This window comes from Streptomyces sp. CA-179760 (genome assembly GCF_050937045.1).
Taxonomy (GTDB): domain Bacteria; phylum Actinomycetota; class Actinomycetes; order Streptomycetales; family Streptomycetaceae; genus Streptomyces.
Map to the genome: position 1 here is coordinate 8303271 of NZ_JBNJLZ010000001.1, position 23232 is coordinate 8326502.

Consider the following 23232-nt stretch of genomic DNA (forward strand, 5'->3'; position numbering starts at 1 on the left):
CCCTCGCGTAGTCGCCGGCCGGTGCCGCGAGACAGCACGGCGCACCGGCCGACGGCGGACCCACAGCAGCTGCACACCTTGCACCACTGCACGAAGGGGAAGCCATGACAGCGACGACCGACGGAAGCACCGGGGCCCTGCCACCCCGCGCCGCCGCGGCCAGCGACCACGACACCGACATCCCCGCGGCGGCCGGGGTACCAGAAGCCGCCGCACGCGCCGCCCGGCGCGCCACCGACTACCTGCTCTCCCGCCAGGACACCGAGGGCTGGTGGAAGGGCGACCTCGAGACCAACGTCACGATGGATGCCGAGGACCTGCTGCTCCGCCAGTTCCTCGGCATCCGCGACGAGAAGACCACTCAGGCCGCCGCCCTCTTCATCCGCGGCGAGCAGCGCGACGACGGCGCCTGGGCCACCTTCTACGGCGGCCCCGGCGAGCTCTCCGCCAGCATCGAGGCCTACGTCGCCCTCCGCCTGGCGGGCGACGCGCCCGACGCGCCCCACATGGCCAGGGCCTCCGCCTGGATCCGCGAGCGCGGCGGCATCGCCGCCGCCCGGGTCTTCACCCGGATCTGGCTCGCGCTGTTCGGCTGGTGGAAGTGGGAGGACCTGCCCGAACTCCCCCCGGAACTCATCTGGTTCCCGAAGTGGTTGCCGCTCAACATCTACGACTTCGGCTGCTGGGCCCGGCAGACCATCGTGCCGCTGACGATCGTCTCCGCGAAGCGGCCGGTACGCCCCGCGCCCTTCCCGCTCGACGAACTGCACACCGACCCGGCCGCCCCGAACCCCGCCAAGCCCTTGGCTCCGATGGCCAGTTGGGACGGGGCCTTCCAGCGGATCGACAAGGGCCTGCATACCCTGCGGAAGGTCGCCCCGCGCCGGCTGCGCAGAGCCGCCATGAACAGCGCCGCCCGCTGGATCGTCGAACGGCAGGAGAACGACGGCTGCTGGGGCGGAATCCAGCCGCCCGCCGTGTACTCGATCATCGCCCTGCACCTGCTCGGCTACGACCTGCAGCACCCCGTGATGCGGGAGGGCCTGGCGTCCCTGGACCGCTTCGCCGTGTGGCGCGAGGACGGGGCCCGGATGATCGAGGCCTGCCAGTCCCCGGTCTGGGACACCTGCCTCGCCGCGATCGCGCTCGTCGACGCCGGACTCCCCCCGACCACCCCCAGTTGGTGAAGGCCGCGGACTGGATGCTGGGCGAGGAGATCGGCAGACCCGGCGACTGGTCCGTCAAGCGGCCCGGGCTTCCGCCCGGTGGCTGGGCGTTCGAGTTCCACAACGACAACTACCCCGACATCGACGACACCGCCGAGGTGATTCTCGCGCTGCGCCGGATCACCCACCACGACCCGGAGCGGCTGGAGAAGGCCATCGGGCGCGGTATGCGCTGGACCCTCGGCATGCAGTCGAGGAACGGCGCGTGGGCCGCCTTCGATGTCGACAACACCAGCCCCTTCCCGAACCGGCTGCCGTTCTGCGACTTCGGCGAGGTCATCGACCCGCCCTCCGCCGACGTCACCGCCCACGTCGTCGAGATGCTCGCGGTGGAAGGCCTCGCCCACCACCCGCGCACCCGGCGCGGTATCGAGTGGCTGCTGGCCGAACAGGAGCCGGACGGCTCGTGGTTCGGGCGCTGGGGCGTCAACTACGTCTACGGCACCGGATCCGTCGTACCCGCCCTGACGGCGGCGGGCATCCCCGCCGCGCATCCGGCGATCCGGCGGGCCGTGACCTGGCTGGAGTCGGTGCAGAACGACGACGGCGGCTGGGGCGAGGACCTGCGCTCCTACCACGACGTCAAGGAGTGGAGCGGCAAGGGCGCCTCGACCGCCTCCCAGACGGCGTGGGCTCTGATGGCCCTGCTCGCGGCGGGGGAGCGGGACTCCAAGGCCGTCGAACGCGGTGTCGAGTGGCTCGCCGCCACGCAGCGGGAGGACGGGTCCTGGGACGAGCCGTACTTCACGGGGACGGGCTTCCCGTGGGACTTCTCGATCAACTACCACCTCTACCGACAGGTGTTCCCCCTCACCGCGCTCGGCCGGTACGTCCACGGGGAGCCCTTCGCCGACCGGCACCCGGGGAGCGGTGCGGCCGGGAGGCCGTTCACCGAGGCCGAGGGGAGCTGATGAGCGCCCAGCCGGCCCGGGTCCCGCTGCTGATCGCCTGCGCGCTCGGCATCGAGCAGCTGGCCCTGCGCGCGGGCGACCGGGGCGGCGCCGGCGGGCCGGTCACCGTGCTGCGCACGGGCATGGGGCCGGCGGCGGCCGAGCGGTCCGTCACCCGGATGCTCGCCGACCCGGCCCTGCGCGACGCCGCCGTGCTCGCCACCGGCTTCTGCGCGGGCCTCGCACCTGGCATGCACCCCGGTGACCTGGTCGTCGCCGAGGAGACCCGCGACCTGCGGGGTACGACCGCCTGCGTCGGGACCGAGCTGCTGGTCAAGGAGCTGACCCGGGCCGTACCCGGGCGGACCGTGCACACCGGGCCGCTCACCGGCTCCGACCACGTCGTACGCGGTCCCGAACGGTCCGATCTCCTCGCCACCGGCGCGATCGCGGTCGACATGGAGTCCGCCGTCACGCTCCTGAGCGCCGTGCGCGTGGGCGAGCGCCCGGTTGCGGCCGTCCGGGTGGTCGTGGACGCTCCAGAACATGAACTCGTCCGGATCGGCACGGTGCGCGGTGGAATATCGGCTTTCCGTGTCCTTCGTTCCGTCCTTCCCGCTTTCTTCGAATGGCACCGTTCCTTGCTGCTCCCCAGGAGGTGAGCCAGATGGCCATGCCGCTTCGACAGTCCATCAAGGTCGCTACATATTTGGCTGAACAAAAGCTCCGCCGGCGGGACAAGTTCCCGCTGATCGTCGAGCTGGAGCCGCTGTTCGCCTGCAACCTCAAGTGCGAGGGGTGCGGCAAGATCCAGCACCCGGCCGGGGTGCTCAAGCAGCGGATGCCGGTCGCGCAGGCGGTCGGAGCGGTGCTGGAGTCCGGGGCCCCCATGGTGTCCATCGCCGGTGGCGAGCCGCTGATGCACCCGCAGATCGACGAGATCGTGCGTCAGCTGGTGGCCAGGCGGAAGTACGTTTTCCTCTGCACCAACGCGCTGCTCATGCGCAAGAAGATGGAGAAGTTCAAGCCCTCCCCCTATTTCGCCTTCGCGGTGCACATCGACGGGCTGCGCGAGCGGCACGACGAGTCGGTGGCGAAGGAGGGCGTCTTCGACGAGGCCGTGGAGGCCATCAAGGAGGCCAAGCGGCGCGGCTTCCGGGTCACCACCAACTCGACCTTCTTCAACACCGACACCCCGCAGACCATCATCGAGGTGCTGAACTTCCTCAACGACGACCTCCAGGTCGACGAGATGATGATCTCGCCCGCGTACGCCTACGAGAAGGCCCCCGACCAGGAGCACTTCCTCGGCGTGGAGCAGACCCGCGAGCTGTTCAAGAAGGCCTTCGCGGGCGGCAACCGGCGGCGCTGGCGGCTCAACCACTCCCCGCTCTTCCTGGACTTCCTGGAGGGCAAGGTCGACTTCCCGTGCACCGCGTGGGCGATCCCGAACTACTCGCTCTTCGGCTGGCAGCGGCCCTGCTACCTGATGAGCGACGGGTATGTGCCGACGTACCGGGAGCTGGTCGAGGACACCGACTGGGACAAGTACGGACGCGGCAAGGACCCGCGATGCGCCAACTGCATGGCGCACTGCGGCTACGAGCCCACCGCCGTGCTCGCCACCATGGGATCGCTGAAGGAGTCCCTGCGCGCCATGCGTGAGACGGTCTCCGGAAACCGGGAGTGATGTCATGACCGCCATTTCGCTGGGTGTCCCCGAGGTGCCGGCCCGGCCGATCGCCGAGCGGCGCGCCTCGCGCCGGATCGAGGTCGGTCCGGTGGCGGTCGGGGGCGGGGCCCCGGTGTCGGTGCAGTCGATGACGACGACCCGTACGTCGGACATCGGCGCCACCCTGCAGCAGATCGCCGAACTCACCGCGTCCGGCTGTCAGATCGTCCGGGTCGCCTGCCCGACCCAGGACGACGCGGACGCGCTCGCGACCATCGCGCGCAAGTCGCAGATCCCGGTGATCGCGGACATCCACTTCCAGCCGAAGTACGTGTTCGCGGCCATCGAGGCCGGTTGTGCGGCCGTCCGCGTCAACCCGGGCAACATCAAGCAGTTCGACGACCGGATCAAGGAGATCGCGCAGGCCGCGAAGGACCACGGCACCCCGATCCGGATCGGCGTCAACGCCGGGTCGCTGGACCGGCGGCTGCTCCAGAAGTACGGCAGGGCGACGCCCGAGGCGCTGGTGGAGAGCGCGCTGTGGGAGGCGTCGCTGTTCGAGGAGCACGGCTTCCGGGACATCAAGATCTCCGTCAAGCACAACGACCCGGTCGTGATGATCGAGGCGTACCGGCAGCTCGCCGAGCAGTGCGACTACCCGCTGCACCTGGGAGTGACGGAGGCGGGACCGGCGTTCCAGGGCACGATCAAGTCGGCGGTGGCGTTCGGCGCGCTGCTGTCGCGCGGCATCGGCGACACGATCCGGGTGTCGCTGTCGGCCCCGCCGGCCGAGGAGGTCAAGGTCGGCATCCAGATCCTGCAGTCCCTGGGCCTCAGGGAGCGCAGGCTGGAGATCGTCTCCTGTCCCTCCTGCGGACGCGCCCAGGTCGACGTCTACAAGCTCGCCGACGAGGTCACGGCCGGACTCGAGGGCATGGAGGTGCCGTTGCGCGTCGCCGTCATGGGCTGCGTGGTCAACGGACCCGGCGAGGCGCGGGAGGCCGATCTGGGGGTGGCCTCCGGCAACGGCAAGGGGCAGATCTTCGTGAAGGGCGAGGTCATCAAGACCGTCCCCGAGTCGAAGATCGTCGAGACACTGATCGAAGAGGCGATGAAGATCGCCGAGCAGATGGAGCAGGACGGCACAGGGCCGGGGGAGCCGGCCGTCACCGTGAGCTGAGCACCACGGAATTCGAAGGGGGCCCGACGTGACGATTCTGGAGAGCATCCGGGGACCGCGCGATCTGAAGGCGCTGTCCGAGGCGGAACTCGGTGAACTGTCCGAGGAGATCAGGGAGTTCCTGGTGCACGCGGTCGCCAGGACCGGCGGCCATCTGGGACCCAACCTGGGCGTGGTGGAGCTCACCGTGGCCCTGCACCGGGTCTTCGAGTCACCGGTCGACCGCATCCTGTGGGACACCGGCCATCAGAGCTATGTCCACAAGCTTCTGACGGGACGCCAGGACTTCTCCAAACTGCGCGGCAAGGGAGGCCTGTCCGGCTACCCCTCGCGCGAGGAGTCCGAGCACGACGTCATCGAGAACAGCCACGCCTCCACGGCCCTCGGCTGGGCCGACGGGCTCGCCAAGGCCCGCCAGGTGCAGGGGGAGAACGGCCATGTCGTCGCGGTCATCGGCGACGGCGCCCTGACCGGCGGCATGGCCTGGGAGGCCCTGAACAACATCGCGGCCGCCAAGAACCGGCCGCTGATCATCGTCGTCAACGACAACGAACGTTCCTACGCCCCCACCATCGGCGGCCTCGCCAACCACCTCGCCACCCTGCGCACGACCGACGGCTACGAACGGGTCCTGGCCTGGGGTAAGGACGTGCTCCAGGGCACGCCTCTGGTCGGCCACACCCTCTACGAGGCCCTGCACGGCGCGAAGAAGGGCTTCAAGGACGCCTTCGCCCCGCAGGGCCTCTTCGAGGACCTGGGCCTGAAGTACGTCGGCCCGATCGACGGGCACGACATCGGGGCCGTGGAGTCAGCGCTGCGGCGCGCGAAACGCTTCCACGGGCCGGTCCTCGTCCACTGCCTCACCGAGAAGGGCCGCGGCTACGAGCCCGCCCTCGCCCACGAGGAGGACCACTTCCACACGGTCGGCGTCATGGACCCGCTGACCTGCGCGCCGCTCTCACCGGCGGGCGGCCCCTCCTGGACCTCCGTGTTCGGCGACGAGATCGTCAGGATCGGCGAGGAGCGGGACGACGTGGTGGCGATCACCGCCGCCATGCTGCATCCGGTCGGCCTCGGCGCCTTCGCCGAGCGGTTCCCGGACCGGGTGTGGGACGTCGGCATCGCCGAGCAGCACGCGGCCGTGTCCGCGGCGGGCATGGCGACGGGCGGACTGCACCCGGTCGTCGCCGTCTACGCCACCTTCCTCAACCGTGCCTTCGACCAGCTCCTGATGGACGTGGCCCTGCACCGCTGCGGGGTCACCTTCGTCCTGGACCGGGCCGGGGTCACCGGCGTCGACGGGGCCTCCCACAACGGCATGTGGGACATGTCCGTCCTCCAGGTCGTGCCCGGCCTGCGGATCGCCGCGCCCCGAGACGCCGACCAGCTACGGCTCCAGTTGCGCGAGGCCGTCGCCGTCGACGACGCCCCGACCCTGCTGCGCTTCCCGAAGGAGGCCGTCGGGCCGTCGGTCCCGGCCCTCGACCGGGTGGGCGGACTGGACGTGCTGCACCGGGCCGACCGGCCGGAGGTGCTTCTCGTCGCCGTCGGCGTCATGGCGCCGGTCTGCCTCCAGGCAGCCGAGCTGCTCGAAGCCCGCGGCATCGGCTGCACCGTCGTCGACCCCCGCTGGGTCAAGCCCGTCGACCCGGCGCTCCCGGGCCTCGTCGCCGGACACCGCCTGGTCGCCGTCGTCGAGGACAACAGCCGCGCGGCCGGGGTGGGCTCGGCCGTGGCGCTGGCCCTGGGTGACGCCGACGTCGACGTACCGGTAAGGCGTTTCGGCATCCCGGAGCAGTTCCTCGCGCACGCCAAGCGGGGCGAGGTGCTCGCCGACATCGGCCTGACCCCCGTCGAGATCGCCGGACGGATCAGCGGAAGCCTGGCCGTCAAGCAAGAGCTGTCCAAGGAGCCACTGGAATGACAACCGCCGAGTCCGCGTCGGAGTCGTCGCAGGCCGGGGATTTCGACCTCGGCAAGCTGCTGGCCGAGCGCGCGGCCGAGCGCTACGCGCTGCACACGCGGTACCTCAACCACCAGCTCCCGCGCATGCTGCACACCATCGGCTTCGACAAGGTCTACGAGCGCGCCGAGGGCGCCTACTTCTACGACGCGGACGGCAACGACTACCTCGACATGCTCGCCGGGTTCGGAGTGATGGGCATCGGCCGCCACCACCCCGTCGTACGCAAGGCCCTGCACGACGTCCTGGACGCGCAGCTCGCCGACCTCACCCGGTTCGACTGCCAGCCGCTGCCCGGTCTGCTGGCGGAGAAGCTGCTCGCGCACAGCCCGCATCTGGACCGGGTGTTCTTCGGCAACAGCGGCACGGAGGCGGTCGAGGGAGCGCTGAAGTTCGCCCGGTTCGTCACCGGCAGGCCCAGGATCCTGTACTGCGCGCACGCCTTCCACGGCCTGACCACCGGCTCCCTCTCCGTGAACGGCGAGTCCGGCTTCCGCGACGGCTTCGCACCGCTGCTGCCCGACACGGCCGTACCGCTCGGCGACCTCGACGCGCTGGCCCGGGAGCTGAAGAAGGGCGACGTCGCCGCCCTGATCGTCGAGCCGATCCAGGGCAAGGGCGTGCTGACGCCCCCACCCGGCTATCTGCTCGCCGCCCAGGAACTGCTGCACCGGAACAAGGCGCTGCTCATCGCCGACGAGGTGCAGACCGGCCTCGGCCGCACCGGCGACTTCTACGGCTACCAGCACGAGGACGGTGTGGAACCCGACCTGGTGTGCGTGGCCAAGGCGCTCTCCGGCGGCTATGTGCCGGTCGGCGCCACGCTCGGCAAGGACTGGATCTTCAAGAAGGTCTACTCGTCCATGGACCGCGTCCTGGTCCACTCGGCGAGTTTCGGCTCCAACGCCCAGGCCATGGCGGCGGGCCTGGCGGTGTTGTCGGTGATGGAGAACGAGCAGGTCGTGGCCAACGTCCGGGCCACGGGCGAGCGGCTGAGGTCCCGACTGGCGGCACTGACGGACCGGTACGAGATGCTCGCCGACGTCCGCGGCCGGGGGCTGATGATCGGCATCGAGTTCGGCCGGCCGACGTCGCTGAAGCTGCGCAGCCGCTGGGCCATGCTCCAGGCCGCGCGCAAGGGGCTGTTCGCGCAGATGGTGGTCGTACCGCTGCTCCAGCGGCACCGGATCCTCACCCAGGTCTCCGGCGACCACATGGAGGTGATCAAGCTGATCCCGCCGCTGATCATCGGCGAGCGGGAGGTGGACCGGTTCGTCGACGCCTTCACCGCCGTGATGGACGACGCGCACCACGGCGGTCTGGTGTGGGACTTCGGGAAGACCCTGGTCAAGCAGGCGGTGGCCAACCGGTAGAAGCCGGCCGGGGTCGGGTCTTTGTCTGGGTCTTTGCCTCTGAGGCAAGAAAGTTGCCGCAGGGGCAAGGCTCCGGCTGAATGGAGGCATGAGCTCCTCCGAACAGCCCGGTGCGCTGCCCGCCGTGGCCCCGCAGCTGCGCGCGCTGCGGCGCCAGGCCGCCCTGACGCTGGAGGCCGCGGCCCGTGCCGCCGGGCTGTCGCCCGCCCACCTCTCCCGTCTGGAGACCGGGCAGCGTCAGCCCTCACTGCCGATGCTGCTGGCGCTCGCCCGCGTCTACGGTACGACCGTTTCCGAACTGCTCGGTGAGACGGCCGTCGACCGGGACGCCGTCGTCCGCGCGGCCGACATGGAGCCGACCACGGCGGGCGGCTGGACGTACTGGCCGGCCGGCGCCTCCGGGCGCGGGATGCAGGCCCTGCGCGTCCATGTCCCGCACGGCTCCCAGGGCGACATCGTGCGCGTCCACCCGGGCGAGGAATGGCTCCATGTGCTGCGGGGCCGGCTGCGGCTGCGCCTCGGGGACGCCACCCACCGGCTGGCGCCCGGCGACAGCGCCCACTTCGACTCGCTGACCCCGCACCGGATCGCCGCCGAGGACCACGACGGTGTCGAACTGCTTTTCGTCCACACCCTGTTGCAGAGTCCCACGGCCACCCTGTGCCTGGGCCCCACCCCTGGAGAGACGCCTTGAGCGACATGGAGGAGAAGTTCCCGCGCGCCCTGTGGGTGCGGCTGTTCATCTACCTCGTGATGGGGCATGTCTTCGCCGCGTTCGTCTACTTCCTCTTCGAGGCGGGGGCCCGCTAGCCCGTGCCTCAGTCGAGGAGCCGCTCGCGCAGTCGCTCACGGGTCTCCGGAGCTATCTCGAGCCCCTTCTCCAGATAGGCCTCCACACCGCCCCAGGTCTCCTCGACGGTGTCGAAGGCCGCCGTCAGATACTCGGCGCGCGCGTCGAACAGGGGGCTGAGCAGCTCCATGACCTCGGGGGAGTAGGCCGAGTCGGCGGAGCCGCTGCGCCGCACCTTGTAGCGGCGGTGCTTGGCGTTCGACTTCAGGTAGTCCTCGACGATCGCCTCGCGCTCGACGCCCACCGCGAGCAGCGTCACCGCGATCGACAGGCCCGCGCGGTCCTTGCCCGCCGCGCAGTGCATCAGCGCGGGGACGCTGTCCTCGGCGAGCGCGTGCAGCACCTTCGAGTGCTCTGCGGTGCGGTGCTTGATGATCGTGCGGTAGGAGGCGATCATCCGGCCCGCGCCCTTGCCGTCGGAGAGGATCGCGCGCAGCTGCTCGAGGTCGCCGTCGCGGACCAGCTTCCAGAACTCGGCGCCGTCGGCGGGGTCGCTCAGCGGCAGGTTCACATTGCGCACGCCCGGCAGCTCGACGTCCGGCCCCTCGAGCTTCTGGTCGGCCTCGTTGCGGAAGTCGAAGATCGTGTGCAGGCCGAGGGTGGTCAGGAAGGCGGCGTCCTCACCGGTGGCGTGCGCGAGGTGGCCGCTGCGGAACAGCACGCCCTGCCGCACCCGCCGTCCGTCCACGGTCGGCAGCCCGCCCACATCACGGAAGTTGCGCACTGCGGCCAGCTCGGGTTCGGTCGACGGGACCTGCTGCGTCACGGGGGCTCCTCCCACACGGCGCCGTCGGCGCGGCTCGTCGACGGGCACCACTCGACGATACGACATGCCTGTCAGGGGCAATGAGTTGTCCACAGACGTTGCCGGGAGCCCCCGAAGCCCTTGATTATGTTCGTGCCTGGTCGCACCTGGTCGGGCTTGTTCGAATCTGTGAGGGCTTGATGCTGGAGATCTCCGAAGACGGTCGTACATGGGTGCTCTCGGGGCCGGCCAGCAGTTACGCCGTCCACGTCACCGACCGGGACGAGCTGCTGCACCTGCACTGGGGCGCCCGGATCGGCCTCGCCGACGCCCAGGCCCTGGCCGTCCGGCCGCTGCCGGACTACTGGGCCTTCGAGTCCCCGCTCGACGGACGCGAGGAGTATCCGGTCGAGGGCGGCCCTCGCTTCGCCCGGCCCGCCCTGTCCGTGCGCACCGCCGAGCGCCGCGGCACCGAGTGGTCCTACGAGGGCCATGACACCGGGGACGCCGAGGGCGGCGGGCTGCGGCTCCGCTTCCGCGACGGCGACCTGTCCGTCACGCTGCACTACCGGATGCGCTCCTCGGCCGATGTCGTCGAGCGCTGGGTGACCCTGGAGAACCAGGGGCCGGACGTCGAGGTGCTGCGCGCCGACTCCGCCACCTGGACCCTGCCCGACCGCGACACCTGGCGGCTTTCCCAGCTGCACGGCCGGTGGGGTGCCGAGTCGCGGCTGACGCGCTCCGCCCTCACCTACGGCGAGAAGGTCATCGGCAGCCGCCGCGGCCACACCTCCCACCAGCATCTGCCATGGGTCGCGCTCGACACCGACGCGACCGAGGAGCGCGGGGAGGTCTACGGCTGCGCCCTGGGCTGGTCCGGGTCCTGGCGGATCTCGGTCGCCCAGCTCCCGGACGCGCGCGTGCAGATCACCGGCGGGGCCGGGTACGACGACTCGGGGCTGCTGAGGCTGGGCACGGGCGAGTCGTACACCACCCCCGTCTTCGCCGGGCTCTGGAGCGACGGCGGCTTCGGCGGGGCCAGCCGCGCCTGGCACGCCTGGCAGCGGGCCCACGTCGTCCCGGACGCGGACCAGGACCGCCCGGTGCTGTTCAACTCCTGGGAGGCGACCGAGTTCGACATCTCGCAGGAGCAGCAGCGGGCGCTCGCCGAGCGGGCCGCCGCCATGGGTGTCGAGCTGTTCGTGGTCGACGACGGCTGGTTCGGGTCCCGGACCAGCGACCGGGCCGGGCTCGGTGACTGGACACCCAATCCCGACCGCTTCCCGGGCGGGCTGAAGCCGCTCGCCGACCATGTGCACGGCCTCGGCATGCAGTTCGGGATCTGGGTCGAGCCTGAGATGGTCAACGCGGACAGCGACCTGTACCGCGCGCATCCCGACTGGGTGCAGTACCAATCAGGACGAAAGCGGACGGAGTTCCGTAATCAGCTCGTACTGAACCTGGCCCGCGAGGATGTCCAGGAGTACCTGTGGGAGCAGCTCGACGGGCTGCTCTCCAGCGCGCCGATCGACTACGTCAAGTGGGACTTCAACCGCTGCTTCACCGACGCCGGCTGGCCGGACGACCCCTACCCGCAGCGGCTCTGGGTCGACCACGTCCATGCCTTGTACGCCCTGCTGGACCGGCTGCGGGCGGCCCACCCCGGGGTGGCCTTCGAGTCCTGCTCGGGGGGCGGCGGGCGCATCGACCTCGGGGTGCTGGGCCGCACGGACCAGGTGTGGACCTCCGACAACACGGACCCGCTCGACCGGCTCGCCATCCAGCACGGCTTCAGCCAGATCCATCCGGCCCGGGTCATGGCCGCCTGGGTCACCGACAGCCCGAACGCCATGCTCAACCAGCGGGCCAGTTCCCTGCGGTTCCGGTTCGTCAGCGCCATGGCCGGAGTGCTCGGGGTGGGCGGCGACCTCACGCGATGGACGCCGGAGGAGCTCGCCGAGGCGCGGGAGTGGGTCGGGCTCTACAAGGAGATCCGGCCCGTGGTGCAGCGCGGCGACCTGTACCGGCTGCGACCCCCGGAGGGCGGCCTGAGCGCGGTGCAGTACGTCCTCGGTGACGAGACCGTCGTCCTCGCCTGGCTCCAGGCGCAGCGCTACGGCGAGCCCGTTCCGGCTCTACGGCTTCGGGGCCTCGCCCCGGCAGCGGTGTACGAATGCCTCGAAACGGGCGAAGTTCACCGAGGGGCCGTACTCGCCCATCACGGACTGCGGGTCGGTCTGCGCGGGGACCTGGACGCCACGATCGTCCGCCTTCGATGCAAGTAGCCGTTCTGTCCGAATCTGGCGATTAGGGAACTTAAGGCCTTTCAGGTGTTTCGGTATAACGTGCCCCGATCGTAAAGGAGATGAGGTCGGGGTGCGTGACCATCGTCATATTCGTGACGATGTGTTGTCATCATGTTCACGTAATTCTTGCGTTATTCAGGGGCATTGAGGAAAAACAGAGATCGCGAATCCACGCTCGGTGACGGGAAATGTGCCGACGCGTCAAGAAAAACGTCCTCACGGGCAACCGCAAGCTTGTCCCATTGCGTCTCGGTCGCTTACGTTCCACACCAATCCGGACGGACGCCTAATCCTGCCGCCGCCCGGAGCCCGCACACACTCACCCGTGTATGGCAGGAGCGGGGGACCCACAGGTAAGACGCCTGTTCCGGTTCCCGGAACGGCTTGGGGTACAGCCGCACTTCGGCGCGGCCGGGCATCTCCAGCCCGCACCCGACAGCTCACCTCGCAGGCGCCGGAGAGGAATCCGCCATGCCCGCGAAGGGTAAGCATCGCCGCCCGAAGTCCCAGCGTTTCACCCGCTCCATAGCCGTCGCCGGAACCGGTGGGGCCGCCCTCGCCCTTCCGCTCATGGGGGCCGCCGGCGCCCATGCCGCGACCCCGCAGTCGGCCCCGGAAAAGGCCGTCCAGTCCGCTCCGGCCGCCGGGAAGAAGGCCGCCGAGAAGGCCACGGGCGCCCACACGTACACCGTGAAGGCCGGCGACTATCTCGCGAAGATCGCCGGCGACCAGCACGTCAGCGGCGGCTGGAAGAAGCTCTACAGCGACAACCGTGACGCCGTCGGCTCCGACCCGTCGCTGATCCACCCGGGCCTGAAGCTCTCGATCGGCAAGAAGGCGGCGAGCGCGCCCAAGACGCAGTCGTCCGCGCCCAAGGCGGCCGAGAAGCCGAAGGCGTCGGCTGAGAAGTCGTCCGCCTCCGAGTCGTCCTCGAAGGCCGACACCGCCGCGAAGCCGGCCGCGGCGAAGCCGGCCGCCGAGGCCTCCGGCTTCAGCCTCCCGGTGGACGGCGCCTCCGTCGGTACGCCGTACCACATGTCCGGAAGCATGTGGTCCAGCGGCTACCACACCGGTGTCGACTTCGTCGTCCCGACCGGCACCTCGCTCAAGGCCGTCGGCGCCGGCACGGTCGTCTCCGCCGGCTGGGGCGGCGCGTACGGCAACCAGGTCGTCATCCAGCTCGAGGACGGCAAGTACGCGCAGTACGCCCACCTGTCCCAGCTCTCCGTCTCGGCCGGCCAGACCGTGACGGCAGGGCAGCAGATCGGTCTGTCCGGTGCGACCGGCAATGTGACCGGACCGCACCTGCACTTCGAGATCCGCACCACGCCGGACTACGGCTCGGACGTGGACCCGGTCGCCTACCTGCGTTCGCACGGCGTCTCCGTGGGCTGACCGATCGCACGACCACCTGCCTGACACGCGGCCGAAGGCCGGACCCCGATCCCCGGGTCCGGCCTTCGGTGTGTGCGCATCCGTCGATCGTCTCAAGGGATCGACAGGGGGCGGCAGTTGGGACACAGTGATCCCGTCGTGAGTGCAAGCGCTTTCTGAAGGAGCTGTGTCCCGTGCCGACCACCCGCAGAACGTTCGGAGCCCTGGCCGCCGGAGCCGCGCTGGCGGCCCTCGCCCCGACGGGGAGCGCGACCGCCGCGCCCCGGCACCGCCGCCTCATCGCCCACGACGGCTTCCGCCACGGTCTCGCCCAGTGGGCGACCGAACTCCAGGACGGCGGCACCGTCACCGCTTCCCGTGGCGTGCTGGAGATCGACGTACCCGGCGGGGCGACCGTCTGGTTCAGACGGCGTCTCGAGGGGCCGTACGTCATCGAGTACACCGCGACGCCCGTCGCCGAGGGCGGGGTCAACGACCGGGTCTCGGACCTCAACAACTTCTGGAACGCGACCGACGTCCGCTCCCCGGAGGACCTCTTCGCGACGCCGCGTGGCGGGGCGCTGGAGGAGTACGACCACTTGACGGCGTACTACGCCGGGTACGGCGCCAACTACAACACCACGACCCGGCTGCGGCGTTACGTGGGCCAGGCAGGTGTGCGTCCTCTGATCCACGACTACACCGAGCCGCTGCTGGTCCCGGGCGAGCCGAACCGGGTCCGGATCGTCTCCGACGGGTCGACGGTGCGGTGGTGGAACAACGGGCGGCTCGTCTTCGACCACACCGACCCGCAGCCGTACACGAGCGGGCACTTCGCCTTCCGGACCGTGTGGAGCCACTTCCGGATCACGGGCTTCCGGGTCTGGCGACTGACCCCGCAACATCGTTGACGGGTGGCCTATTCCGGAGTTGGCGAACACTTTAGGAGTGGCTTATATCACCGCCCGTCAACCCCTTCCTACGGTCGCGTAGGTCACATTCGAGGGTGAATCATGAGCGGCTGTGGCAGACGATTCGAAGAGTGACAGCAGAGCAGTGATCGGGTCGTACGTGGCGGTGGGGGACAGCTTCACCGAGGGCGTCGGCGATCCCGGCCCCGAGGGGGCGTTCGTCGGCTGGGCCGACCGGTTCGCCGTGCTGCTCGCCGACCGCAGGCCCGAAGGCGACTTCCAGTACACCAACCTGGCCGTACGCGGAAAACTCCTCGACCAGATCGTGGCGAACCAGCTTCCGCGGGCCGTCGACATGGCCCCGGACCTCGTCTCCTTCTGTGCCGGGGGCAACGACATCATCCGGCCCGGCACCGACCCGGACGAGGTGGCCGAGCGGTTCGAGAGTGCCATCGCCCAGCTGGCCGCGGTGGCCGGCACGGTGATGGTGACGACCGGGTTCGACACCCGTGGCGTGCCCGTGCTCAAGCATCTGCGCGGCAAGATCGCCACGTACAACGGGCATGTCCGGGCCATCGCCGACCGGTACGGCTGCCCGGTGCTCGACCTGTGGTCCCTGCGCAGTGTCCAGGACCGCCGGGCTTGGGACGCCGACCGGCTGCACCTGTCACCCGACGGGCACACTCGCGTGGCGCTCCGCGCGGGGCAGGTGCTGGGGCTTGAGGTACCGGCCGACCCCGAGCAGGAGTGGCCCCCGCTGCCGCCCCGCGGCACTCTCGACATCCGGCGGGACAACGTCCACTGGGCACGCGAGTTCCTGGTGCCGTGGATCGGACGCCGACTGCGCGGGGAGTCGTCGGGTGACCACGTGACGGCCAAGGGCGCGCTGTCACCGGCGGACATCAGGATGCGGATCGATTCGGTGGCGTGAGTGCGGCCGGGGTGGGGGTGCCCGGGGGCGACGGGCTCACGGCAGGGCCGCTGACTCCAAGCCCAGTTCCCGGGACAGCGCGTCCTCCACCCACTCCCGCGCCCGCGGCACCGCACCCTCGTAGGACGTCAGCTGGACGGCGAGTCCGTCGAGCAGGGCGGTGAGGCGCAGGGCCGTGCCGTGCGGGTCGGGGCAGTGGAACTCGCCGGCCGCCACGCCCTCCGCGATGACCTCGGCGATGGCCGCCTTCCACTGCCGGTCGAGGTCCTGGGCGACCTCCCGCAGCGCGGGCTCGCGCAGCGCCGCCGCCCAGCCCTCGATCCACAGCCGCCAGCCCTTGGCCTGGCCCGTCGGGGCGTACCACCGTACGGCCGACCGCAGCCGGCGCAGCGCGGACGTCCGGCGGCCCAGCAGCTTGCGCAGATGTGCGAGGTCGCCCTCCGCCGCGTGCCGGAACGCGGCGGCCACCAGCTGTTCCTTCGTCGAGAAGTGATAGAGGACCAGCGCGTTGCTCACACCGAGCACCGAGGCGATGTCGGCGATCCTGACCGCCGTCACGCCCCGCGCCTCGATCTGCTCGACGGCGGCCCGCAGCAGATCACCGCGCCGTTCCGCCACGCTCAACCGGACCCTCGTCACGCCGTCACCCTACACATGCGCGTGCACCCTCTTGACGTGTGGATTCGGCCGGTTCGCCGTCCCTCAGCGGTACCAGCCGAAGCGCTCCGCGATCACCGGCAGCCGGTCCGCCGCGATCGCGTGGGCGGCCGTCCGCGGTGTCGTCCCGTCGGTCCGCGCCCGGGCCAGCATCCGCTCGACGAGGGCCCGCATCGAGCCGCGGGTGTGGGCGAACGCCTCCTCCGCGTCGGCGCCGATGTCCCCGAAGAGCGTCCACCACCACCAGGCGTTCGTCCCGGAGTTGACCACCACGTCCGGCAGTACGGTCACCCCGCGCGCGGCCAGCAGCAACTCCGCCTCCGGTCGTACGGGCATGTTGGCCGCCTCGACGACCCAGCGGGCGGTGATCCGCTCCTGGTTCCCGGAGTCGATCGCGTACGAGACGGCCGCGGGGACCAGGACGTCCGTGTCGGCCGACAGCCACGCGTCGCCGGGCAACTCGCGGTCGCCGGGCCGCAGCGCGGAGCGGTCCACGGTGCCGTGGGCGTCCCGCGCGGCGAGCAGCGCCTCGACGTCCAGGCCCGCCGGGTTGGCGATGGTGCCCTTGAGGTCCGCGACGGCCACGACCTCAAGCCCCGCGCGTGTGAGGAAGCGGGCGGTCGCCCCGCCCATGGTGCCCAGTCCCTGGAGGGCGACCCTCGTCCCCGTGTACGGCACCCCGGCCCGGTCCAGGGCGGTGAGAGCCGCCTCGGCCACACCGCAGCCGCCGACCAGCTCGTCGAGGCCGAGGCCGTCCACCTCGACGGCGAACGCGTCCCCGAGCCGCAGCCGCGCCTCGGCCTCGTCGTCCAGCAGCGGATACACGGCCTGTATGGAGGAGACCAGCCCCGCCTCGGCGGCGGCCCGGTCCACCAGGTCCTGGGTGAGCCCGAGGTCCTCGCCCGTCGTCCAGCAGCTCTCGATGTACGGCCGCATCGCGCGCAGGTAGCGCACGAGCAGGGGTAGGCCTCAGGGTCCCGGGGGTCGCAGTCGATGCCGCCCTTGGCGCCGCCCAGCGGGACGTAGCGGCTCCGGGGGTCGTAGTGCAGCGCCTCCTTCATGGTCATCCCGCGGGCCAGGCCGGTGACCTCCTCCAGGGTGCAGCCCGGGCGCATCCGCAGACCGCCGCTGGCGACACCGCGCACCAGCCGGTCGACGACCAGAAAGCCCTGGTGACCGGTGAGGTGGTCGGTCCAGGTGAGGGACAGCAGAGGGCCGGCCATGCGGGCTCCTTCGGGGTTACTGAATCTCCGGTCAGTATCGCCCCGGAAGAGACCCCGGTGCCCCGGTGTTGTCGGGAGGGGCCGACCATAATGGAAAGCCTGACCGACTCCACCTGGAGGTACCGTGGCCGGTTTCCGTCCCCTGAGCACCGGGCTCCGCGCGCTGCGGCCCGGGGCGTTCGGCGCGGATCCGCGCGGTGAGCGCATGGCGCGCATCCGCAGATCGCCCCACTTCAAGGACGGGGTCTTCCAGAACCCCGGCGGCCCCGCGCGGACCCGGCCCTCCGGCTCCACCCTGGACTTCGCGAAGGTCTTCTTCGACAAGGAGACCCGCCCCCGCCGCAGTCCGAAGGGCACCGTGCCGGTGCACTCCACCACCCTCGCCGACATCGCCCGGCCCCCGTCCACGGGGCTGCGGCTGACCTGGATGGGGCACTCCAGCGTGCTGGCGGAGGTCGACGGCCGGCGGGTCCTGTTCGACCCGGTGTGGGGCGAGCGCTGCTCCCCGTTCCCCTTCGCCGGACCCAGGCGGCTGCACCCGGCGCCCCTGCCGCTGGCCGCGCTCGGCCCGGTCGACGTGGTGGTCATCTCCCACGACCACTACGACCACCTGGACATGCCCACCATCAAGGCCCTGGCAGGTACGGACACGCTGTTCGCCGTGCCGCTCGGCGTAGGCGCGCACCTGGAGCACTGGGGCGTGTCCGCCGACCGGCTGCGCGAACTGGACTGGCACGAGACCACGAAGATCGGCGGCCTCGCCCTGACCGCCACCCCGGCCCGGCACTTCTGCGGCCGGGGCCTGCGCAACACCCAGCACACCCTGTGGGCCTCCTGGGTCGTGGCCGGGGAGGAGCACCGGATCTACCACAGCGGCGACACCGGCTACTTCGACGGCTTCAAGGAGATCGGCGCCGAGCACGGACCGTTCGACGCCACGATGATCCAGATCGGCGCGTACTCCGACTTCTGGCCAGACATCCACATGACCCCCGAGGAGGGCATGCGCGCCCACCTCGACCTCCAGGGCGGACCGGAGCACGGCCCGATGCTGCCGATCCACTGGGCCACCTTCAACCTCGCGACCCATCCGTGGGCGGACCCGGGCGAGGGGACGGCCGCGGCGGCCCGCGCGGTGGGTGCCCGGATCGCCCTGCCCCGCCCCGGCGAGCCTTTCGAGCCCACGGCAAAGACCGTCCCGTCCGAGCCGTGGTGGCGTGCGGTGGCGCTCGCCCCGGCGGGTGGTTTTCCGGCCGGGGAGGCCCCTGCGGACGCCACGATCAAGACCGTGGCGGACCCGGCAGCCATGGCCCAGACTGATACGGAGGGTGACAGTCGGGGAGGGTCGGCCAAGGGTACCGAGGACCCCGAGACGCTCCCGGCGGGCTGACGGGGGCCGACGGGACGGAGACGGCGAGGGTCGGGGAGCTGAAGGCTCCCCGGCCCTCGCCCTTTCCGTGTGACTGCTTCTGACCAGGTCGGATCGTGCTGTGTCCATTAACGGCCGGGTGCGCGCCCGGGATATCGGTCTGTCGTACGAGACCTCATACCAGAGCAGGACGCTCACCGTATGAGTTTGTCAACTGCCCACCGCACATGATGCGCTGGCGACTACTGTCAGTGGCCGTCGGAAAGCAGGCGGATCAGGGAGCGGGGACCGGCACGTGCAGGCGCAAGGCGGACGAGGGAGTAGACGCGACGGGGATCCCCGCCGCCCACGCGAGCCCGATCGCACGCCCGCGAGCCCCCCTGGCAGCCAGCACCGACGGACCAGCACGAGGACACCGATGTCTCACCTCCGCGCCCCCGCCGCACGCGCAGACCGCCGTGAGGGCGGGCGGCACGGGCGGCCGGCCGCCCGCACCGCACCCGCGCTGCCCGAGACCCATATACGGCCCCAACTGCTGCGTCTCGCCGTGCTGCCGCCCGTCGCCGTCGCCCTCAGCGGCTGTGCCGCCGTCCTCTTCACCGTCCGGTCCACCGGAGCGCGGCCGGGCCTCACCCTGTGGGCCGTGCTCGCCGGGGCGGTCTCGGTGACCCTCGTCGGCATCGTCGTCGCCGCCGTGGCCGCCAATCGCGCCGCCCGGTCCGTGCACGACCGCATCGGCGCGCTGCGCCGCACCACCGAGCGGCGCGAGGCCGACCTGCGCGCCCTGGTCGAGACGCTGCGCCGCGGCGACGGCCCGCCACAGCCCGGCCCCGACGACCAGCGCGGCGGTCCCGCCGAGGACGCCGACGACTTCGACCTTCTGGCCGCCGACCTGACCCGCGCCCACGACGGCGCCCTCACCGCCGTCGTCGAAGCCGCGCAACTCTCCAGCCAGGCCGGCAGCGAACAGAAGCTCGAGGTGTTCGTCAACCTCGCCCGGCGCCTGCAGTCACTGGTGCACCGCGAGATCTCCATCCTCGACGAGCTGGAGAACGAGATGGAGGACCCCGAGCTGCTCAAGGGGCTCTTCCATGTCGACCACCTCGCCACCCGCATCCGCCGGCACGCCGAGAACCTCGCCGTGCTCGGCGGGGCGGTCTCCCGCCGCCAGTGGAGCAACCCCGTCTCCATGACCGAGGTGCTGCGCTCGGCCATCGCCGAGGTGGAGCAGTACTCGCGCGTCAAACTCGTGCCGCCGATCGACGGCACCCTGCGCGGCCACGCCGTCGCCGACGTCATCCACCTGCTGGCCGAACTCGTCGAGAACGCCACGGTGTTCTCCGCCCCGCAGACCCAGGTGCTGCTGCGCGCGGGCCTCGTCACCTCCGGGCTCGCCGTGGAGGTCGAGGACCGCGGACTCGGTATGCCCGTCGAGGAGCAGACGCGGATGAACGCCCTGCTCGCCGACCCGGACCAGGTGAACGTCGCCCGGCTCCTCGCGGACGGACGCATCGGCCTGTTCGTGGTCTCCCAGCTCGCCCGGCGGCACGGCATCAACGTCCGCCTCCAGAGCAACATCTACGGCGGAGTGCAGGCGGTGCTCGTCGTGCCGCAGGCGCTGCTGGGGGCGGAGGCGGGTGCGTCGGAGGGCAGCCGGCCCGCGGCCGGAGCCGGGACGGTGGCCGAGGCCGGAGCCCGGGCGGAGTCCATGAGGTCCCCCTCGGCCGAGGGAGCGGTGCCCGGCGGGGTCGGCCCCGGCGGCCCGCCCGAGTCCGGTTCCGCACCCGCGTCAGGGTCCCCGACGGGGTACGGATTCTCGTCCGTGTCGGGTGCCACGTCCCGAGCGCACCAGCCGGAAACCGAACCGGACTCGGGCGGAACCCCGAAGAACGGCCACCCCGCGCCCCTGCCCGTGCGCGGAACCCGCCGGGAGCGGCCCACCCCGGCCGAGGCACGGCCCGGGATCAGCCCGGACGACCGGCGCGTCCTCGCCGGGAACGTCACCGAGCCGCCCACTCCCCACAACGGCGCCGTGCGCGGCACCATGGGCAAACCCCAACTGCCCCGCCGCCGCGCCCAGGAGCACATCGCACCCCAGCTGCGCGACGGTCCCACGCCGCGCCAGGACCCCGAGTACCTCGTCGGCCACGACCCCGGTCTGATGGCGGCCTTCCAGCGTGGCATCAGCCTCGCCGAGGCCCAACAGCACATGGAGTCGGGGCACATGGAGCCGGTGCACACCGACCACAGCACCACCACCCGGCAGGACGGGAGCGCACCCGCCGGATGACCACCCCCGTATCCACCCCCACACCCCTGTCCACCCCCACCCCCAGCGCTCCCGCAGACCTTCGTACCCCAAGGAGTCGATCCACCATGGCGAGCGATGCGCCGACCGCCCAGGTATCCGATCTCGACTGGCTGATGAGCGGCCTCGTGCAGCGCGTACCGCACACGAACGCCGCCGTACTCCTGTCCTGCGACGGGCTCGTGAAGTCCGTGCACGGCCTCGACCCGGACAGCGCCGACCACATGGCCGCCCTGGCCTCCGGTCTGTACTCCCTCGGCCGCAGCGCCGGTGTCCGCTTCGGCGACGGCGGTGACGTGCGGCAGGTCGTCGTCGAACTCGACTCGAGCCTGCTGTTCGTCACCACCGCCGGCGCCGGCACCTGCCTGGCCGTGCTCGCCGGCCGCGAGGCCGACGCCGCCGTGCTCGGCTACGAGATGGCGATGCTGGTCAAGAGCGTCCGCCCCTACCTGGTCACCGCTCCCCGGCAGCAGTCCGTCGAATCCCCGGCGATGAGGCCTTGACCGTGACGGCGGCCGGTGACGGGCCCTGGCTCGACGACGCGGCCGGGCGGCTGGTGCGCCCGTTCACCGTCAGCAACGGCCGCACCCGTCCCACCGTCGCGCTCGACCTCATGTCGCAGCTGATGGCCACCGGGGCGACCCCCTCGGCTATTTAGGCCCCGAGCACACGCAGGCGCTCGACCTGTGCCGCGCGCCCGTCGCGGTCGCCGAGGTCGCCGCCCATCTGAAACTGCCGGTGGCCGTCACCAAGGTGCTGCTGGCGGACCTCGTCGACTGCGGGGCGCTGACCGACAAGCCCCCGCGTTCTACCACAACCCGACGGACCGGGCTCTTCTGGAGGCAGTGCTCGATGGACTACGACGACAGCTCTGACTACGCCGACGGACCGCGCGGCAGCGCCGATCCGTTCCCCACCGCGCTCAAGATCCTGGTCGCGGGCGGGTTCGGCGTGGGCAAGACGACCTTCGTCGGCGCGGTCAGCGAGATCGCGCCGCTCAGCACGGAGGAGCTTCTTACTACTGTCGGTGCCGCGACCGACAACCTCGACGGCATCGAGAACAAGGTCGAGACGACCGTGGCCATGGACTTCGGCCGCATCACCCTCGACCCGAAACACGTGCTCTATCTGTTCGGCACACCCGGCCAGGAGCGGTTCTGGTTCATGTGGGACGAGTTGTGCGAGGGCGCTCTCGGGGCGGTCATCCTCGCCGACACCCGCCGTCTGGAGGAGTGTTTCGCGGCGGTCGACTTCTTCGAACAGCGCGGCCTCGGCTTCATCGTCGCCGTCAACGAGTTCGACGGCTCCCACCGCTACGCCCCCGAGGAGGTGCGCGCGGCCCTCGACCTGGCCGCGGACGTCCCCGTCGTGTGCTGCGACGCCCGGATCTCCAGCTCCGGGGTCCGGACCCTGCTGACCCTCGTGCGCCACCTCATCGCCCACACCCCGGCCCCCACGACGGGGTACGGCGCCCATATGTGACCCCCTCACACCTGCCACGGAGCCCCTGTATGACGCATGCCCACACTTCCCGAGTACGCCCATGAGCTACGACCCGCCGCGCCCGGCCGGTCGTCTGCTGCTCACCCCCGAGGACAAGGAGGCCCCCGCCCGTACCCACCGACTGCGCCGACTGGGTCTGGGGGAGCGCCCCGAACCCGCACTCGACGCCTTCGCGCGTCGCCTCGCCGAACTCACCGGGGCGCCGTACGCCATGGTCAACTTTCCCGACGAGCAGCGGCAGTTCTACGCCGGCCTGTACGTCCCGGCTGTCGCGCCGGTGGTGCGCGGCGACGGCACCAGCCCTCAGGTGGGCCGTGCCCTGCCCCGCGACCATGGCTTCTGCCCCCATGTGGTGGCACGACGCAAGGCCCTGGTCCTGGAGGACGTCCGCGACTATCCGCGGTTCGCGGGCAATCCGGTGGTGGACGAGTTCGGCATCCGCTCCTATCTGGGGGCGCCGCTCCTCGACGGCACGGGGCTGGTGCTGGGCACGGTCAGTGTCGCGGACGTCGAGCCGCGGCCCTGGGGGAAGCCGGGCCTGACGGCCATCAAGGAGCACGCCGCGCAGCTCGTCCTGCGGCTGGAGGGCCTGGACGGCTCGCTGCCCTGCTGAGCGCCCGCGTTCCCCGGGGTCTCCTGAGGGCGTGAAGGAAAGCTGAGGCGGCGCTTAAGAAATCCTCGATGGACCGGTGCGGCCGCCGTACGGCAGATTGCAGTGCGATCCCACTCCTCTCCCGGCCCAGGGGCTTCT

The 23232-nt window shown here is 71.1% G+C and carries 18 protein-coding genes, 3 pseudogenes and 1 riboswitch; of the genes and pseudogenes, 18 read left to right on the plus strand and 3 right to left on the minus strand.

All coding sequences use genetic code 11. The features are described from left to right. Nucleotides 1-104 precede the first annotated feature (104 nt). The 8 genes and pseudogenes from shc (at nt 105) to ACQEV8_RS37595 (ending at nt 9114) form a co-directional block, all read left to right on the plus strand. Nucleotides 105-2137, plus strand: a pseudogene (shc, locus tag ACQEV8_RS37560) (squalene--hopene cyclase). After that, the gene (locus ACQEV8_RS37565) at nt 2137-2778 is read left to right on the plus strand and encodes a 1-hydroxy-2-methyl-2-butenyl 4-diphosphate reductase (RefSeq protein WP_432969829.1); all 642 of its coding nucleotides are present in this window, start codon (nt 2137-2139) and stop codon (nt 2776-2778) included. The pseudogene shc and the gene ACQEV8_RS37565 overlap by 1 nt, the downstream one beginning before the upstream one ends. 5 nt (nt 2779-2783) lie before the next feature. After that, entirely contained in the window at nt 2784-3806 is a 1023-nt protein-coding gene (gene hpnH, locus ACQEV8_RS37570) for an adenosyl-hopene transferase HpnH (protein ID WP_432969832.1), read from the plus strand. Nucleotides 3807-3810: 4 nt separating this feature from the next. Beyond that, on the plus strand, nt 3811-4968 hold the full coding sequence (gene ispG, locus ACQEV8_RS37575; RefSeq protein ID WP_432969835.1) for a flavodoxin-dependent (E)-4-hydroxy-3-methylbut-2-enyl-diphosphate synthase: 1158 nt from the start codon (nt 3811-3813) through the stop codon (nt 4966-4968). Between the two features lie 28 nt (nt 4969-4996). Further along, a complete protein-coding gene (gene dxs, locus ACQEV8_RS37580; RefSeq protein ID WP_432969838.1) occupies nt 4997-6892 on the plus strand; it encodes a 1-deoxy-D-xylulose-5-phosphate synthase in 1896 nt (631 codons plus the stop codon). Then, nucleotides 6889-8304 (plus strand): aspartate aminotransferase family protein, encoded by a 1416-nt coding sequence (locus ACQEV8_RS37585; RefSeq protein WP_432969841.1) that lies wholly within the window; start codon nt 6889-6891, stop codon nt 8302-8304. Before dxs ends, ACQEV8_RS37585 begins: the two co-directional genes overlap by 4 nt. 88 nt (nt 8305-8392) lie before the next feature. Further along, nucleotides 8393-8998 carry a helix-turn-helix domain-containing protein gene (locus ACQEV8_RS37590; RefSeq protein ID WP_432969844.1) on the plus strand — a complete coding sequence of 202 codons (606 nt, stop codon included), beginning with the start codon at nt 8393-8395 and terminating at the stop codon, nt 8996-8998. Next, on the plus strand, nt 8995-9114 hold the full coding sequence (locus ACQEV8_RS37595) for a DUF6126 family protein (RefSeq protein WP_037834720.1): 120 nt from the start codon (nt 8995-8997) through the stop codon (nt 9112-9114). Before ACQEV8_RS37590 ends, ACQEV8_RS37595 begins: the two co-directional genes overlap by 4 nt. Nucleotides 9115-9122: 8 nt before the next feature. Here the strand turns inward: ACQEV8_RS37595 and ACQEV8_RS37600 are convergent, their stop codons facing one another. Beyond that, nucleotides 9123-9920: a tyrosine-protein phosphatase gene (locus ACQEV8_RS37600; protein ID WP_432969849.1), complete on the minus strand. Its 798-nt coding sequence runs from the start codon at nt 9918-9920 to the stop codon at nt 9123-9125. A 179-nt stretch (nt 9921-10099) separates the two neighbouring features. On the opposite strand from ACQEV8_RS37600, the gene ACQEV8_RS37605 reads away from it, so the two are divergent. The 4 genes from ACQEV8_RS37605 (at nt 10100) to ACQEV8_RS37620 (ending at nt 15421) form a co-directional block, all read left to right on the plus strand. After that, complete coding sequence (locus tag ACQEV8_RS37605; protein ID WP_432969852.1) at nt 10100-12184, plus strand: alpha-galactosidase; 2085 nt, start codon at nt 10100-10102, stop codon at nt 12182-12184. 331 nt (nt 12185-12515) lie between these two features. Then, a riboswitch (cyclic di-AMP (ydaO/yuaA leader) is annotated at nt 12516-12672 on the plus strand. 4 nt (nt 12673-12676) lie between these two features. Beyond that, complete coding sequence (locus tag ACQEV8_RS37610) at nt 12677-13600, plus strand: M23 family metallopeptidase (RefSeq protein WP_432969855.1); 924 nt, start codon at nt 12677-12679, stop codon at nt 13598-13600. 173 nt (nt 13601-13773) lie between these two features. Then, nucleotides 13774-14490 (plus strand): DUF6250 domain-containing protein, encoded by a 717-nt coding sequence (locus ACQEV8_RS37615; RefSeq protein ID WP_432969858.1) that lies wholly within the window; start codon nt 13774-13776, stop codon nt 14488-14490. A 145-nt stretch (nt 14491-14635) separates the two neighbouring features. Beyond that, on the plus strand, nt 14636-15421 hold the full coding sequence (locus tag ACQEV8_RS37620) for an SGNH/GDSL hydrolase family protein (protein ID WP_432973285.1): 786 nt from the start codon (nt 14636-14638) through the stop codon (nt 15419-15421). Between the two features lie 36 nt (nt 15422-15457). Here the strand turns inward: ACQEV8_RS37620 and ACQEV8_RS37625 are convergent, their stop codons facing one another. Together ACQEV8_RS37625 and ACQEV8_RS37630 are read right to left on the minus strand one after the other, a co-directional pair. Then, nucleotides 15458-16060, minus strand: coding sequence for a TetR/AcrR family transcriptional regulator (locus ACQEV8_RS37625; protein ID WP_432969861.1), 603 nt, complete (start codon nt 16058-16060; stop codon nt 15458-15460). 63 nt (nt 16061-16123) lie between these two features. Further along, nucleotides 16124-17301 (minus strand): annotated as a pseudogene (locus ACQEV8_RS37630) (Glu/Leu/Phe/Val dehydrogenase dimerization domain-containing protein). 124 nt (nt 17302-17425) lie between these two features. Between ACQEV8_RS37630 and ACQEV8_RS37635 the strand changes: the two are divergent. The 6 genes and pseudogenes from ACQEV8_RS37635 to ACQEV8_RS37660 all read left to right on the plus strand — a co-directional run bounded on the left by ACQEV8_RS37635 (nt 17426) and on the right by ACQEV8_RS37660 (nt 23094). Further along, nucleotides 17426-18691: an MBL fold metallo-hydrolase gene (locus ACQEV8_RS37635; RefSeq protein ID WP_432969864.1), complete on the plus strand. Its 1266-nt coding sequence runs from the start codon at nt 17426-17428 to the stop codon at nt 18689-18691. Between the two features lie 397 nt (nt 18692-19088). Next, nucleotides 19089-20960 (plus strand): ATP-binding protein, encoded by a 1872-nt coding sequence (locus tag ACQEV8_RS37640; RefSeq protein ID WP_432969867.1) that lies wholly within the window; start codon nt 19089-19091, stop codon nt 20958-20960. Nucleotides 20961-21046: 86 nt separating this feature from the next. Continuing rightward, complete coding sequence (locus ACQEV8_RS37645; protein WP_432969870.1) at nt 21047-21481, plus strand: roadblock/LC7 domain-containing protein; 435 nt, start codon at nt 21047-21049, stop codon at nt 21479-21481. Nucleotides 21482-21483: 2 nt separating this feature from the next. Continuing rightward, a pseudogene (locus tag ACQEV8_RS37650) lies at nt 21484-21853 on the plus strand (DUF742 domain-containing protein). Continuing rightward, nucleotides 21831-22460 (plus strand): GTP-binding protein, encoded by a 630-nt coding sequence (locus ACQEV8_RS37655; protein ID WP_432969873.1) that lies wholly within the window; start codon nt 21831-21833, stop codon nt 22458-22460. The pseudogene ACQEV8_RS37650 and the gene ACQEV8_RS37655 overlap by 23 nt, the downstream one beginning before the upstream one ends. A gap of 61 nt (nt 22461-22521) precedes the next feature. After that, entirely contained in the window at nt 22522-23094 is a 573-nt protein-coding gene (locus ACQEV8_RS37660; protein ID WP_432969876.1) for a GAF domain-containing protein, read from the plus strand. Nucleotides 23095-23232 lie beyond the last annotated feature (138 nt).